Annotated in this window: 13 protein-coding genes and 1 pseudogene; 7 read left to right on the forward strand and 7 right to left on the reverse strand. The window is 68.6% G+C overall.

Features of this window, described 5'->3' with window-relative positions; translation table 11 throughout:
• Nucleotides 1–470: 470 nt before the first annotated feature.
• Together CFB35_RS19580 and CFB35_RS19585 are read left to right on the forward strand one after the other, a co-directional pair.
• The gene (locus CFB35_RS19580) at nt 471–1,388 is read left to right on the forward strand and encodes a metal-dependent hydrolase (RefSeq protein ID WP_089465768.1); all 918 of its coding nucleotides are present in this window, start codon (nt 471–473) and stop codon (nt 1,386–1,388) included.
• A gap of 443 nt (nt 1,389–1,831) precedes the next feature.
• Nucleotides 1,832–3,313 carry a sigma-54 dependent transcriptional regulator gene (locus CFB35_RS19585; protein WP_089465454.1) on the forward strand — a complete coding sequence of 494 codons (1,482 nt, stop codon included), beginning with the start codon at nt 1,832–1,834 and terminating at the stop codon, nt 3,311–3,313.
• A gap of 37 nt (nt 3,314–3,350) precedes the next feature.
• Here CFB35_RS19585 and CFB35_RS19590 read toward each other — a convergent pair whose 3' ends face one another.
• Nucleotides 3,351–3,737, reverse strand: a complete 387-nt coding sequence (locus CFB35_RS19590) for a GtrA family protein (protein WP_089465455.1) — start codon at nt 3,735–3,737, stop codon at nt 3,351–3,353.
• A 618-nt stretch (nt 3,738–4,355) separates the two neighbouring features.
• Here CFB35_RS19590 and CFB35_RS19595 point away from each other — a divergent pair.
• Complete coding sequence (locus CFB35_RS19595; RefSeq protein WP_081059116.1) at nt 4,356–4,604, forward strand: hypothetical protein; 249 nt, start codon at nt 4,356–4,358, stop codon at nt 4,602–4,604.
• Nucleotides 4,605–4,824: 220 nt separating this feature from the next.
• Here CFB35_RS19595 and CFB35_RS19600 read toward each other — a convergent pair.
• Nucleotides 4,825–5,397 (reverse strand): annotated as a pseudogene (locus CFB35_RS19600) (transporter substrate-binding domain-containing protein); the annotation flags it as partial.
• An 89-nt stretch (nt 5,398–5,486) separates the two neighbouring features.
• Between CFB35_RS19600 and CFB35_RS19605 the strand changes: the two are divergent.
• Both CFB35_RS19605 and CFB35_RS19610 read left to right on the forward strand, forming a co-directional pair.
• A complete protein-coding gene (locus CFB35_RS19605) occupies nt 5,487–5,906 on the forward strand; it encodes an MbcA/ParS/Xre antitoxin family protein (protein WP_060967784.1) in 420 nt (139 codons plus the stop codon).
• Entirely contained in the window at nt 5,903–6,604 is a 702-nt protein-coding gene (locus CFB35_RS19610; protein ID WP_060311330.1) for an RES family NAD+ phosphorylase, read from the forward strand. The genes CFB35_RS19605 and CFB35_RS19610 overlap by 4 nt, the downstream gene beginning before the upstream one ends.
• Nucleotides 6,605–6,659: 55 nt before the next feature.
• Here the strand turns inward: CFB35_RS19610 and CFB35_RS19615 are convergent, their stop codons facing one another.
• Nucleotides 6,660–7,391: a metallophosphoesterase gene (locus tag CFB35_RS19615; protein WP_089465456.1), complete on the reverse strand. Its 732-nt coding sequence runs from the start codon at nt 7,389–7,391 to the stop codon at nt 6,660–6,662.
• Nucleotides 7,392–7,524: 133 nt separating this feature from the next.
• Between CFB35_RS19615 and CFB35_RS19620 the strand changes: the two genes are divergently transcribed.
• Nucleotides 7,525–8,178 (forward strand): DUF1345 domain-containing protein, encoded by a 654-nt coding sequence (locus tag CFB35_RS19620; protein ID WP_059582995.1) that lies wholly within the window; start codon nt 7,525–7,527, stop codon nt 8,176–8,178.
• A gap of 6 nt (nt 8,179–8,184) precedes the next feature.
• Here the strand turns inward: CFB35_RS19620 and CFB35_RS19625 are convergent, their stop codons facing one another.
• The gene (locus CFB35_RS19625; protein WP_059583161.1) at nt 8,185–8,853 is read right to left on the reverse strand and encodes a glutathione S-transferase; all 669 of its coding nucleotides are present in this window, start codon (nt 8,851–8,853) and stop codon (nt 8,185–8,187) included.
• A 97-nt stretch (nt 8,854–8,950) separates the two neighbouring features.
• Nucleotides 8,951–9,658, reverse strand: coding sequence for a class I SAM-dependent methyltransferase (locus CFB35_RS19630; protein WP_059582992.1), 708 nt, complete (start codon nt 9,656–9,658; stop codon nt 8,951–8,953).
• Nucleotides 9,659–9,975: 317 nt separating this feature from the next.
• Here CFB35_RS19630 and CFB35_RS19635 point away from each other — a divergent pair, with 317 nt between their 5' ends.
• Complete coding sequence (locus tag CFB35_RS19635) at nt 9,976–11,628, forward strand: DUF3459 domain-containing protein (protein WP_089465769.1); 1,653 nt, start codon at nt 9,976–9,978, stop codon at nt 11,626–11,628.
• 69 nt (nt 11,629–11,697) lie between these two features.
• On the opposite strand, the gene CFB35_RS19640 is transcribed toward CFB35_RS19635, so the two are convergent.
• Entirely contained in the window at nt 11,698–12,282 is a 585-nt protein-coding gene (locus CFB35_RS19640) for a thiamine phosphate synthase (protein ID WP_089465457.1), read from the reverse strand.
• Between the two features lie 22 nt (nt 12,283–12,304).
• The gene (locus CFB35_RS19645; RefSeq protein WP_060311320.1) at nt 12,305–13,648 is read right to left on the reverse strand and encodes a hemolysin family protein; all 1,344 of its coding nucleotides are present in this window, start codon (nt 13,646–13,648) and stop codon (nt 12,305–12,307) included.
• Nucleotides 13,649–13,708: the final 60 nt, after the last annotated feature.

Genomic DNA, 13,708 nt, shown 5'->3' on the forward strand with positions numbered 1-13,708 from the left:
GCCGAGCGCACGACCGCCCGAAACGCAATTGGAACGCGCGTTTGAATTTTTCGCGAGCCGCTGGGCCAAGGTTGCACCATGACGGTGCGCGGCGCGTATGAATCGATGTGACCGGCACGCGTCGCCGCCCGCTGCGCGACGGGTGCCCGATGCGGTGCAAGGCCCGCCGCACGGGGCTCGCGGGCCGACGTGGGGGCGCGGCGCCGCGCCCGGGACCGCGTTCGTCAGTGCACCTCAGCGTTCGAATCGCAACCCGTCCGGGCGTCGTCCGAGCGCCATTTTTTCCGCCTTGCGGACCGCGCGCTGTTTGGAAGCGCGCATCTACCGTGCAGCTTGCGTGTGCCGGCGCGCGCGGCCTATCTTTACATCTGTCGATGTCATGATTTTGGCGGTGCGCGATGCGCCGCCCGGGCTTGCGCCGGCCGCGTCGTACGATGCGCCGGCCGCTCCGCAACAGGAGAACGATGAACATGAAGTCAGCCGCTTGCGCCACCGCAGCCGAGATCATGCCGGTGCGCCGCGACCTGCGCTTCGACCTGCCGGTCAAGCGCGCGAAGGACTGGCATGGCCTCGGATCGCACGTGACCCATTTCTTCAACGCGCTGTCGCTGCTGTTTCCGGCCGGCGAGCGCTTCTTCATGGATGCGGTGCGCAACTATAGCGACCGGATCGACGATCCCGTGCTGAAGCAGCAGGTGCTCGGCTTCATCGGCCAGGAGGCGATGCATACGCGCGAGCACGTCGAATACAACGAGCTGATGCAGGCGAACCGGCTGCCCGCGCGCAAGCTCGACCAGCGCGTGTGGAAGGTGCTTGGCTACATGAAGCGCAAGCTGCCGCATTCGGTGCAGCTCGCGCACACGGTCGCGGCCGAGCACTACACGGCGATGCTGGCCGACTGGCTGCTGCGCGACCCGACACGCCTCGACGGTTCGGTCGAAGGCTACCGGCAGATATGGATCTGGCATGCGCTGGAGGAAACCGAGCACAAGGCCGTGTCGTTCGACGTGTGGAATGCCGTGACGGAGCCGGGGCTGCGCCGCTACCTAATCCGCATCGGCGTGTATCTGCTGACGACGCTGACGTTCTGGCCGACCGTGTTTCTGATCCATGTGACGCTGTTGTGGCGCGATCGCGGCGCCGGGCATCACGTGCGCGGCATGCTGCGCACGATCGCGTTCCTGTACGGGCCGCGCCGCGGGCTGTTCCCGCGCATCGCCGGCGAATGGCTGAGCTTTTTCCGGCCGGGCTTCCACCCGTGGGATCACGACAATCGTCACCATCTCGAGCGAGTCGACGTACTGGCCGCCCGCTACGGCCAACACGGCGGCACGCCGGCCGGCCGCGGCCGCGCGAACGCGCCGGCGCCGCTCGCATCGGGCCGCTGACCCGGCCCCGCCGCGCGGCGGGGCGCCGCGCATGTTGCGTTCGTGCATCAACCGGCTTCTTTCGGCGATTGACGAAAATCAACCGGAATCGATCTCCCGGGCGCCCGCATGCCCGGCCGACCGGTTGCGCGCACCGGCGCCGGCGCGCCGACACTGCGTGCGCCGCGTCGCGCGGAATCGCCGCGCGCCAGCACCGGCGCGGCTTTGCGCGCGCGGCGCCGGCCCTTTCCGGTCGCGCGCGGTGCATGCCACAGGGATAACACCCATTTAGCCGCAGGCCGGCCGCATCGATATACCGTTCATGACAACGTCCACCTCACGCGCGATTCATGCGCAGGGGGATTTTATTCGGACGGAAATACGGCCAATATGTCGGTTCGATCGTGTCCGTCGGATGCGGCGGCGAGCCGGCGCGCGATACCAACGCCAAGCGGGGAATAACGATGGTTGCAAGGTCACCCGACGCAAACGGGCAGGCGGCGCCCGAGATGACGGACGTGTCCGTCACCGCTCCCGAGGCCGGACGCAAGCTTTTCGTGATCATGCGCACGCCCGACGAGCCGTTGCTCGCGCAACTGCGCGGGCTCGGCTGGGAGATCGCGGTCGCTAAGACGGCCGGCGCCGCGCAGAACATGACCTCCGGCGTGAGCGTGGCCGCCGGGCTGGTCGATTTCACCGGGTTCACGTCGCGCGACTATCCCGCGCTGAAGATGTGCCTGAGCCAGCCGGCGATCGGCTGGATTTCCATCGCGCAGGCCGGCATCACGATCGGCCCCGCCGTGCGCGAGCTGATCCGCAGCTATTGTTTCGACTACGTGACGCTACCGCTGCCGTACGAATGGATTTCGCACGTGCTCGGCCATGCACGCGGGATGGCCGCGCTCGATCGTGTCGACGGCGCGGCCTATGCGGCGTCGATCGGCGAACACGGGATGATCGGCAACTGCGAGGCGATGCAGCAGTTGTTCAGCACGATCCGCAAGGTCGCGAAGACGGACGCGAGCGTATTCATCTCGGGCGAGTCGGGCACCGGCAAGGAATTGACGGCGCTCGCGATTCACGAGCGCTCCAGCCGCGGCAAGGGGCCGTTCGTCGCGATCAATTGCGGCGCGATTCCGCATCACCTGCTGCAGTCGGAGCTGTTCGGCTACGAGCGCGGCGCGTTCACCGGCGCGAACCAGCGGCGCGCGGGCCGGATCGAATCGGCGAACGGCGGTACGCTGTTTCTCGACGAAATCGGCGACATGCCGGTCGAAAGCCAGGCGAGCCTGCTGCGCTTCCTGCAGGAGGGCAAGATCGAGCGGCTCGGCGGACAGGAATCGATCCCTGTCGACGTGCGGATCATCTCGGCCACGCACGTCGATCTCGACGGCGCGGTCGAGGCCGGGCGCTTCCGCGCGGATCTCTATCACCGGCTGTGCGTGCTGCGCATCCACGAGCCGCCGCTGCGCGCCCGCGGCAAGGACATCGACATCCTCGCGCACTACGTGCTGCAGAAATTCAAGGCCGACAGCGGCCGCAAGATCAGCGGTTTCACGTCGGCCGCGCTCGACGCGATGCGGCGCTACGAGTGGCCCGGCAACGTGCGCGAGCTGATCAATCGCGTGCGGCGCGCGATCGTGATGGCCGAGAGCCGGCTGCTGACGCCGCACGATCTCGGACTCGACACGCCCGGCGAAACCGAGCCGGTGACGCTCGAACAGGCGCGGGCGCTGGCCGAGCGCACCGCGATCGAGAACGCGCTGCTGCGCAACGACCACCGGATCAACAAGGCCGCCGCCGAGCTCGGCATTTCACGCGTGACGCTCTACCGGATGATGATCGAACACGGGTTGAACGATCACGACAGCAACGGCGGCAATGGCGACAGCGGCGGGCACGACGGCGCGCCATCGGGCGACGCGGGGCATCAGCGGGTCGGCTGAGCGGCAGGCCCGATGCCTGCGATGCGTGCGGACCGGCTCAACGATAGGTCCACAGCCGGTGCAGCGCGAACGTGACGGGCGGCACGCACAGCACGACCGTGACGATGCTCCATGCGCGGGCGAGGCCGAGCGCGCCGGTGCCGTGCGCCAGCAGCATCGTCACGGCGAGGCCGGCCGTCGCGACCACGAGAAAGCGCGCGAAGTTGCCCCACGTCACCGGCGACGCAAAACTCCACAGCGTGTTGGCGAGATATGAGAACGCGGTCGAGCAGACGAACGCGGTCGCGTTCGCGATGACGGGCGTCGCGTCGAACAGCGCGAACATCGCGGCCGCGATCAGCGCATGCAGCGCGGTCGAACCCAGGCCCGACACGCCAAAGCGGATCAGTCTCGTGCGCTCGGCAGCGTGAAAGGTTCGGATCATCGTGGGCGCTCGTTTGCGTGAAGTCGCTTGAGGTCGCGTGAACTCGCGTGAAGCGGTGTCGCAGTATAGCTATGCGATCGGCCGCTGCGTCCAGTGGCGACGTCCGGTGCGTCTAATTGCCGGCGTGGGCATGTAAAGCGCATGAAACATTTCGCGTCGGCCGCCCGGCGAATTTCCGCGTCGAACCGGGCCGATCGGCCAGCCTGCCGCCGGTAAAAATTCCGCGTCTCATTGTTCAGCCTTATTCCGCAAGGCCCCGCCGTTGCCGGGCCGGCGCATGCCCACGCCCCGACGTTTCAGTTTCGTAACTTCCGGCAGGCCACGCCCGTTGCGGCGGGCGGCCGGCCCGATCATCGCCTTGTCCGGCCGGGCTTGCGCAGGGCTGGCCCGGTCCTTGCGAAAAGAGGCGTGCGAGAGTCGACGACGCGAGGTCCGTCCGGTCAGGCAGCGAAAGCCTCCCGTACCGGTCAGGACGCAGTCCGCGGGGATGCGGCGGCCGAGCGCGGTGCAGCGCAGCAGCCGCGCCGCGGCGAGCACGGAACGTCGTCGCCCGATCGCCGGGGCATCGGCATCGTCCGGTTGCCGGAACACACATCAGACAGCAAACGGGGTAGAAAAATGATCGATCATCACACGCCGCGGTCCGCAGGCCGCGATCGCAGTGATTCGGGACATCGCCGCTCGAACGTCGCGCTTGCGGCCGACCGGCATGCCTCGACAGGCCATCTCTCCGCGCCCGGTGCGAGGCGGATCCGGCTGGTTGCCGGTCATCCGCGCCGGGTCGGCACTTTCCTGCACGCGAACCCGATCCGCATGGGCATGTGCGCACGGGCGCCGATGCCGCGACGCCCGGTCTTCGCCTATTGACCCGAGCGGCACGAGGTCCGTTCGCATGGCCATCTTTTCCGCGAACGATTGATCTGTCATCCGAACGATGGCCGACGCATCGTGCTGCGCGCGATGCAAGACGACAGGCATTCGATGCAACGGCGAACCACGCGCCGCCGTTGCCATCCGGTTGAAGGGGAGGGGCGGTCGGACGCGCGCGACGGAAAAGCGGTATCCGTACGCGCGCGACGCCGTTTTTTCAACCGCCGTAGATGTCGAAGTCGATGTACTTCGCGGCGAGCCGCTTGTAGGCGCCGTCCTTCACCATGTCGGCGATCGCGCGATCGATTTTCGCCTTCAGGTCGGTGTCCTCCTGGCGCAGGCCGATGCCGGCGCCGATACCGAGCACCTTTTCGTCGACGAGCTCGGGCCCGACGAACGTGTAGTTCGCGCCGCGCGGCGACTTCAGGAACCCGATCGCGGCCTGCACTTCATCCTGGAGCGCCGCGTCGAGGCGGCCGGCGATCAGGTCGGCATATACGCCGTCCTGGTTCTGGTACGACACGACGTTCGCTCCGTGCTTGCCCCAGTACGCCTTCGCGTACGTCTCCTGCGTCGTGCCCTGCTCGACGCCGATCGACTTGCCCTTCAGCGATTCGGCGGTCGGCAGCAGCGACGAGCCTTTCTTCACGACGAGCCGCGTCGGCTGGTTGTAGATCTTCGTCGTGAAGCCGATCTGCTGCGCGCGCTGCGGCGTGATCGACATCGACGACAGCACCGCGTCGAACTTCTTCGCCTTCAGCGCCGGAATCATTCCGTCGAAATCGTTCTCGGGCACGAGCACGATCGATGGGTGCGACCCTTGCAAAAATACAGGAATGGACTAATCTTGTTAGTAAATTCGTTTCGAGACTAACGATCATGTCACAGCCTGCCTATGAATCGCATTCCGCCGTGCCGCGCGCTTCGGTCGCGCAGATGTCGGCGGCCGGCCTGCGTGCGTTTTTCAACATCGCGCGCGACTGGGAACTGACGATCGACGAGCAGATCGTGCTGCTCGGCTCGCCCGGCCGCTCGACGTTCTTCAAGTGGAAGGCCGCGCCGGAATCGGCGCGCCTGCCGCGCGATACGCTCGAGCGGCTATCGCTCCTGCTCGGCATCTACAAGGGGTTGCAGATCCTGCTGCCGCAACCCGCCGCGGCCGATGCATGGATCAAGCGGCCCAACGATGCGGCGCCGTTCGGCGGCAAGCGCGCGCTCGACCGGATGCTGGCCGGCAACGTCGGCGATCTGGTGGCCGTCCGGCAATATCTCGACGCGATGCGGGGCGGCTGGGCGTGACGATACCGACCGAAGTGACCCGGTGGCCCACGACCACCGTCGACTGGGCGCCCGCCTATCGTGTGATTCCCACCCGTTTTCCCGCCATCAACCTGTTCGATCGCGTCGCGTCGGCGGACGATTTCGACGCGCTCTACGCGCTCGAATCGCTGACCAACGACCGCATCCGCAACGAAGTCGGCACGCTCGACCTCGTGCCGCCCGCCGAGCGTCGCTACGGGCAAGGCTGGGGGCCGATCATGGCCGCATTCACGCACCTGAATCCGCTGGGCAGCCGCTTTTCCGACGGCAGCTACGGCGTGTTCTACTGCACCCGCTCGCGCGACACGGCGATCGCCGAAACGCGCTATCACAGCGGGCTGTTCCTCGCCGCGACGAAGGAGCCGCCGATGCGCCAGCAGATGCGGCTCTATACCGTGTTCGCGCACGGCGACGTCGCCGACGTGCGCACGTGGCCGCAGCGCGATCCCGCGCTGCTGGATCCGGCCGACTACAGCGTCGGGCAGGCATTCGGCCGCGCGGTGCGCAATGCAGGCGGCGCGGGGATCCTCTATCCGTCGGTGCGCGACCCGCGCGGCGAGTGTCTCGCCGCGTTCCGCACGACGCTGCTGCGCGACTGCCAGCATGCGGCCTATCTCGAATACAACTGGAACGGCTCGGCCATCGATGCGGTGTTCGAACTGAATCAGGTCGGCTAGCGTTCGCCCGGCTTGGCCGAGCTTGGCGCGGTGTGCCGTTGCGCGGCCCGGCGCGTCAGGGCAGCGGCCAGTCGCCTGCGCGGCGTTCGCGCGCTTCGGCCTGCGTCATCGACCACGTGCGGCCGGTGCGCGGCTCGGCGAGCGTCAGCCGCCCGGCCGGCGCGAACGCACCCGTGTCGATGAACCATTGCGCGCCGATCCGCTGCGGCGCACGCACGGGCGTGTGCCCGGTGCACGTCAGCGACAGTCCGGCCTGCCACCCGGGATCCGCGAGCCCCTGCACGAGATCGCGCCCCCAGATCAGCCGCTCGCGCACGTCGTGCGCATAACTGCCCGTATCGAGATCCGCATCCGAGCCGAAGAATTCGGCATGCAGCACGTTGAAGCGCGCCGGGCCGTCGCCGATCACGCGCACGAGCGGCAGCGCGTCGACGCGCGCCGCATGCGCGCGCAGCCGCTCCGGCGGCAGCTCGGCCCCCCAGTCGCCGCCGATGCCGCGCCACGCGTCGAGTGGCAGCTTGCCGTGCGCGACGAGGCTCAGCACTGCCTCGTGATTGCCGCGCACGACGTGGCACCACGGCCGGTCGAGCAGGTCGAGCGCGGTTTCGGAGGCCGGGCCGCGGTCGACGAGATCGCCGACCGAGAACAGCCGGTCGCGGGCCGGATCGAAGCGGACGTCGTGCAGCAGCGCGCGCAGCACGTCGACGCAGCCGTGCAGGTCGCCGACGACGAAGTCGCGGCCGGCCGTGTTCGCGGGATGGCGGCAGAGCAGGGCGGTGGCGGTCATCCCCTTATCTTAGGCGCTCGCGCCCATCGCCACGCCACGATGGAATGAGGATAATCGGGGCGCGTTACGTGTCGGCGCCGGGGCTCTCCCGCGCACCGGCCGAATCCTTTCCATCCGCTTTCGGAATCACACGATGACGTTTTATCCGCAGGTATTACGCAACCGGCCGCGCATGGTCGCGGCATTCGTCGCCGGCGTGCTGTGCGCGGTGGTGCTGCCGTTTCCGCTGCGTCCGACCGCGCGCGCGCTGATCGGCTGGGATTGCGCGGTCTGGCTGTATCTGGTGCTGATGTGGGTGCGCATGGTCACCGCGCATCATCACAAGGTGCGCGAAGTCGCGATCCGCGAGGACGAAAACGCGACGACCGTGCTGACCGTCGTGTGCCTCGCCACCGTCGCAAGCGTGGCGGCGATCGCGATCGAACTCGCGACCGCCAAGAGCGTCGGCTTCAGCGCGGGGCTCAGCCACTACGCGATCACGGGCGCGACGCTGTTCGGCGCCTGGTTCCTGATCCCGACGATTTTCACGCTGCACTACGCGCGCCTCTATTACGGCTCGCCGAGCGGCGATCGTGCGCTCCGTTTCCCGGACCAGCACCCCGAGCCCGATTATTGGGATTTCCTGTATTTCGCGTTTACGCTCGCGGTCGCGTCGCAGACGGCCGACGTGTCCCTCGCGAACCGTTCCGCGCGCCGTTCGGTGCTCGCGCAGTCGATCCTGTCGTTCTACTTCAACATGGCCGTGCTCGGCTTGTCGATCAATGTCGCGGCGGGGCTGCTGAGCTGACGCCGGTTACTTGAGCAGGTCGTACCGGCCGCCGCGTTCCAGCGCACGCCGGTACGCGGGCCGTGCATGGATCGCGTCGAGAAAGCGCGCGATCGCGGGATACCGGCTGCCGCCGCCGCGTGCGGTCGCGGCCTCGAGCGGAAAGCTCATCTGGATGTCGGCCGCGCTGAAGCGGTTGCCGACGAACCAGCCGGTGCGCGCCAGCGCGCTGTCGACGTGGCCGAGATGCAGGTCGATCTGCGGATCGACGAAACCCGACTGCAGCGTCGCGGCGATCTTGCGTGCGATCGGCCGCGCGAAGAACGGCATCGGCGCATGCGCGATCCGCAGCGCGACGAGCTTGAGCAGCAGCGGCGGCATCGCCGACCCTTCCGCGTAGTGCAGCCAGTATGTGTAGTCGTGCCGCTCCGGCGAGCCGGGCGGCGGCGCGAGCCGCCCGTCGCCGTAGCGTGCGACCAGGTATTCGATGATCGCGCCCGATTCGGCGAAGGTGCGACCGTCGTCGGTCACGACGGGCGACTTGCCGAGCGGATGGATCGCGCGCAATTCGGCCGGCGCGAGCATCGTCTTCGGATCGCGTTCGTAGCGCACGATCTCGTACGGCACATCCAGTTCTTCGAGCAGCCAGAGCACGCGCTGCGAACGCGAGTTGTTCAGGTGATGGACGGTAAGCATGTCGAGGCCGGAAGGGGGCGGGAACGACATCATACCGAGCGCGGGCGGCGCGTTCGCGAAAGGCGTGATGCGTGCGGTCGCACGTCGCGTCGAACCGTCACGTGCGCCGCACCGCGATCCACGCGCCCCAGAACAGGCTCGCGAAAAAACGCAGCGGCGCATCGAAGCCCGCGTCGCGCAGCAGCGCGAACACGGCTTCCTCGGACGCGGGCGGATCGGCGCCCTGCAGGATCTTCGCGAGTTGCGCGCGCACGGCGTCGGGCGTGGCGCCCTTCATGCGCCAGCGTTGCTGCCACGCATCGAGCAGGCGCGGGTGATCCGCGTAGCGGCGATGGTTGCCGGCGAGCACGAGCGGCGCGCCGGGCTTCAGGCGTCGCGCGATCGCGCGCAGCAGCGCGGCTTTCGCGTCGTCGCCCGGTACGTGATGCAGCACGCCGATCAGCGTCGCGCCGTCGAACGCGGGTGCGTCGGGCAACGCGTCGACGGCATCCTCGACGAACGTCGTCCGCGCGCCGAAACCCGCGGCTTCGACGTTCGAGCGCGCGAGCGCGAGCATCGGCGCGGACGGGTCGACGGCCGTGAATTGCCAGCCCGGTTCCAGCGCGGCCGCGACGCAGATTTCCTGGCCCGTGCCGCCCGCGCCCGCGACGAGCATCCGTGCATCGGCCGCACCGATCGCCGACGCGAGCATGCAGGCGGCGAGTTCGTGGCAGGCATCGTAGCCGGCGAGCGCGATGCGCGATTGCTCGGCATATTCGTGTGCGCGTGACGGATCGAATTTCGCGGCGCTGGCGGGAAGCGACATGGCGGAGTCCTCGAGTCAGGGGGCGGACGACGTGTCCGCGAACGTGACGCACAGCGTAGGTGCGCGAGGCCGGCGCAACAAGGCGAGCGGTCATTCCGGTATGCCGACTACCCGACTCGCCGGCGCGTGCCGGCCGGCGGTTACTATGGCTGATTTGCCGGGGTCGATTCGCATTTAAAAATGTCTGACCACGCCGCATCGCGGCGGCAAATCCGGCGCATACTCGTTTCTCCCCCCGCCTGGCCTTCGCATGCCGGGCCCCGATGCGCTGCGCCATTGGCGCGGCCATGCCGCTCGGTACGCACGAGGAGCGCATGATGTCCGATTGTCCGCACGATCCGTACGCGCAGCACTACATCCACTGCTTGCCGTTTGGCGCGCAGCCCTGCGGCGCGCTCTGCACGACGCCGCGCACGCATTTCCGCGTGTGGGCGCCCGGCAGCACGCACGTCGAGCTCGAACTCGATACCGGCTACGGCCCGACGCTCATCCCGATGACGAGTGCCGGCCCGAACTGGTTCGAAGTCTTCGTCGATTGCGGCGCGGGCGCGCGATACCGCTATCGTCTCGACGATACCGTGTCGATTCCCGATCCCGCGTCGCGCTCGCAACCCGAAGGGCTCAACGGCCCGAGCGAGGTCGTCGATCCGCGCGCGTTCACGTGGCGCAATACGTTCTGGCACGGGCGCGCGTGGGAGGACATCGCGCTCTATGCGATCCGCCCGCACGCGGTGGGCGGCTTCGACGGCGTGCGCCGCCGCCTGCCGCGGCTCGCGCGCCTCGGCGTGACCGCGCTGGAGCTGCTCGCGTCGCCGCACGACAGCCTGCCGTTCGCGCCGCTCGCGGCCGAAGGCGGCCCGGCCGCGTTGAAGGCGCTGATCGACGATGCGCATGGCTACGGTCTCGCGGTGCTGCTCGAGCTCGACTATGCGCGCTTCGGCAGCGGCACCGATGCGCTTCGCCACTACGCGGGGCCGTTCTTCCATACGCGCGACGATCCGTTGCAGGCCGCGCCGCTCGCGCTCGATCATCCGGAAGTGTGCGATTTCTTCTGCGACAACGCGCTGTACTGGATCGACGAATACCGCTGCGACGGGCTGCGCCTGCGCGAAGCCGACCGGATCGGCGTGTCGTGGCTGCGCGAGATCGCGGATCGCGTGCGCGCCGCCGTGCCGGCCGACCGGCTGATCCACCTCGTGCTCGGCAGCGAGCGGCATCCGGCGCATCTCGCCGATACCCATTTCGATGCGCAGTGGAACGGGTGCGGCGAGCGTGCGCTGCACCGGCTCACGGGGCGCGACACGTCGGCGCATGAAGGCATTTCCACGCATCAGTCGATTCATACGCTCGCCCGCGCGCTGACCGCGGCCGGCGCGGCGTACCAGCCGGCCGCATCGGCGGACGGGATGGCCGCCGACGGCGGCCTGTCGCTGACGTCGCTCGTGCTGTCCGATGGCGCCTGGCGCGACACCGGCCCGGGCGACAGCGGGCAGGCGGCCGGCCTGGCCGCGCTCGCGCTGTCGCTCCTCACGCCGCAGATCCCGCTGATCTTCGACGAAACCGCGCGCGACATCGATCGTGCGCATTTCGTGCAGTCGGCGCTCGCGGTGCGCGCGAAGCTGATCGCGCCCAGGCTGTCCGATTGCCGGCCGCAGGAAGCCCATGCGCTGAAGGCGAACGGCGACGGCGATGCCGACGCGCTGTGCGCATCGTGGCGGCTTGCCGACGACGAGACGTTGACGATCGCGTTGAACCTGTCGCCCGATGCGGTGCCGTTCGACGCGCCCGGCGGGCGGGTGGTGTTCGAGACGCCGGCGCGCGCGCGCGACCGGGTCGATGAAGGGGAGTTGCCGCCGTATTCGCTGGTCGCGTGGCTGACCGGCGACGTCAATCGCTATGCGCTGACGCACGACGTGCGTCGCATCGACGACGGTTCATGGCGCGCGATGCGTCCGCACCTGAACGCATGAGCGCATGAACGCCTGAGTCGATGAACGTGTGAAGCGGCGGGGCCGGCCGCGCTGCCGGAGGGGGCCGAATTACCAGAACCCGCGAATGCCCGCGATCCCGTACGCGCCGTGACGGCGCGCGTCGTCGAGGTGTGCGTGCGTCAGGCCGCCGAGCGCGAACACGGGCATCGCGGCCTGTGCGGCCAGCATGCCGAATCGCGCCCAGCCGAGCGTCGGCGCGCCGGGATGACTCAACGTGGGCAGCACCGGCGACAGCGTGACGAAATCCGCGCCGGCGCGCGCGGCCAGCAGCAGATCTTCCGGTGAGTGGCACGCGGCGGACACCCATCGTCCGGCCGGCAGCGGCCGTTGCGCGACAGCGCGCAACGCGGCGCCGTCGAGATGCCAGCCGGCGCCGTCGAGCCGCATCACGCCGGCTGCCTCGATCGGGCCGTTCAGCATCAGGTGCGCGCCGGCCGCGTCGCAGCGCGCGAGCGCCGCGGCGGCCAGCGACGCGAACGCGGCCGCGTCGAGCGATTTCACGCGCAGTTGCACGAGCGTTTCTCCGCGCGCGAGCACGGCCGACAGCCGGTCGAGGAACGCGGCCCGATCGGCCGCCGACGCGGACGCCGGTTCCGGCGTGATCACGCAGCAGCGCGGCAGCGGCGCGTTCATCGCGCGATGCGACGCGCGGCCGTCATTCGTCGGCCTCCTTCGCGATTTTCGGATAGACGCGCACGAGCACGATGCGCGGCCCGTTCATCTTCTTCACGACGATGTCGAAGCGGTCGAACGACACGCGCTGCCCTTCGGTCGGCAGGTCGCTGAGTGCCTGGATCACGAGGCCGCCGACCGACTCCGCGCGGCCTTCGTCGATGTCGATGCCGAGCGCCTGCTCGAGCGACACGACGGGCAGGCTGCCCTTGCCCATCAGCGTGCCGTCGTCGAGGCGGCTCCAGTCGGCGTCGCCCTGGCGGAATTCGTCGTGGATCTGGCCGACCAGCGCGCCGAGCAGGTTGTCGAGCGTCAGGAAGCCGATCGGCTTCTCGCCCTTGTTGCCGACCAGCGCGAAGTGCGGAGCGCCCTTGCGGAAGCGGCGGAACAGCTCCAGCGCTGGCGTATCGGGCTTCACGTACTGGACCGGGCGCACGTAGTCGGAGAGATCCTCGAGCGCGGCGCCCGCGTGACGCGCGAGCAGCAGGTCCTTCAGATGGATCAGCCCGCTCACCTGTTCGCGCGACGCATCCTCGAACAGCGGATAGCGGCTGAAGCGGTGCCGCGCGACGATCTCCATGTTGTCGGGCAGCGGCAGGTCGCGCCGCAGGCCGATCATTTCATGGGCCGGCCGCATCAGGTCCGACACGGTCATCGACGAAAAATCGAGCGAATGCGCGAGCGTGTTCCACTCGTCGTTGCTGTACGTGCCGCGCGCCGGCTGCGCCGCATTGCCGGCCGCGCTGCGGCGGCTGCGCAGGATCAGCTTCAGCTCGTCGGTCGAATAGTGCGCGTCGCCGCCGTGGTCGGCCGACAGCCCCGCGAGCCGCAGCACCGCGTTGGCGCTGGTGTTGAGCACCCAGATCGCCGGATACATCGCCCAGTAGAACGCGTAGAGCGGCAGCGCGACCCACAGGCCGACCTTCTCCGACTGGCGGATCGCCATCGATTTCGGCGCCAGTTCGCCGACGACGATGTGCAAAAACGAGATCAGCGAGAACGCGAACACGAGCGAGATCAGGTGCACGACGCGTTCGGACTCGACGCCGATCAGGTCGAGCAGCGGGCCGATCAGTTGCGCGAACGCAGGTTCGCCGACCCAGCCGAGGCCGAGCGACGCGAGCGTGATGCCGAGCTGGCACGCGGAAAGATATGCGTCGAGCCGGCCGTGCACGAGGCCGAGGATGCGCCCGCGCAGGCCGTGCTTGCGGGCGAGGGTCTTGACGCGCGTTGCGCGGAGTTTGACGAGGCCGAATTCGGCCGCAACGAAGAACCCGTTCAGGGCCACCAGGAACAACGCGCCGATGAGCGCGAAGATCTGTAACAAAGAATCGCTCCGGTTATGACAGGCCCGTCAGTATAGGGCCCGGAAAGGAAGTTGTAATGT

Origin of the sequence: Burkholderia sp. AU16482, assembly GCF_002223285.1 — a bacterium.
GTDB lineage: Bacteria > Pseudomonadota > Gammaproteobacteria > Burkholderiales > Burkholderiaceae > Burkholderia > Burkholderia semiarida.

Excerpts from the sequence above, each read along its gene's own strand:
- CFB35_RS19580 (WP_089465768.1), top strand. The coding sequence starts at position 471 with ATGAAGTCAGCCGCTTGCGCCACCGCAGCCGAGATCATGCCGGTGCGC.
- CFB35_RS19585 (WP_089465454.1), top strand. The coding sequence starts at position 1,832 with ATGGTTGCAAGGTCACCCGACGCAAACGGGCAGGCGGCGCCCGAGATG.
- CFB35_RS19590 (WP_089465455.1), bottom strand. The coding sequence starts at position 3,737 with ATGATCCGAACCTTTCACGCTGCCGAGCGCACGAGACTGATCCGCTTT.
- CFB35_RS19595 (WP_081059116.1), top strand. The coding sequence starts at position 4,356 with ATGATCGATCATCACACGCCGCGGTCCGCAGGCCGCGATCGCAGTGAT.
- CFB35_RS19605 (WP_060967784.1), top strand. The coding sequence starts at position 5,487 with ATGTCACAGCCTGCCTATGAATCGCATTCCGCCGTGCCGCGCGCTTCG.
- CFB35_RS19615 (WP_089465456.1), bottom strand. The coding sequence starts at position 7,391 with ATGACCGCCACCGCCCTGCTCTGCCGCCATCCCGCGAACACGGCCGGC.
- CFB35_RS19620 (WP_059582995.1), top strand. The coding sequence starts at position 7,525 with ATGACGTTTTATCCGCAGGTATTACGCAACCGGCCGCGCATGGTCGCG.
- CFB35_RS19625 (WP_059583161.1), bottom strand. The coding sequence starts at position 8,853 with ATGCTTACCGTCCATCACCTGAACAACTCGCGTTCGCAGCGCGTGCTC.
- CFB35_RS19630 (WP_059582992.1), bottom strand. The coding sequence starts at position 9,658 with ATGTCGCTTCCCGCCAGCGCCGCGAAATTCGATCCGTCACGCGCACAC.
- CFB35_RS19635 (WP_089465769.1), top strand. The coding sequence starts at position 9,976 with ATGTCCGATTGTCCGCACGATCCGTACGCGCAGCACTACATCCACTGC.
- CFB35_RS19640 (WP_089465457.1), bottom strand. The coding sequence starts at position 12,282 with ATGAACGCGCCGCTGCCGCGCTGCTGCGTGATCACGCCGGAACCGGCG.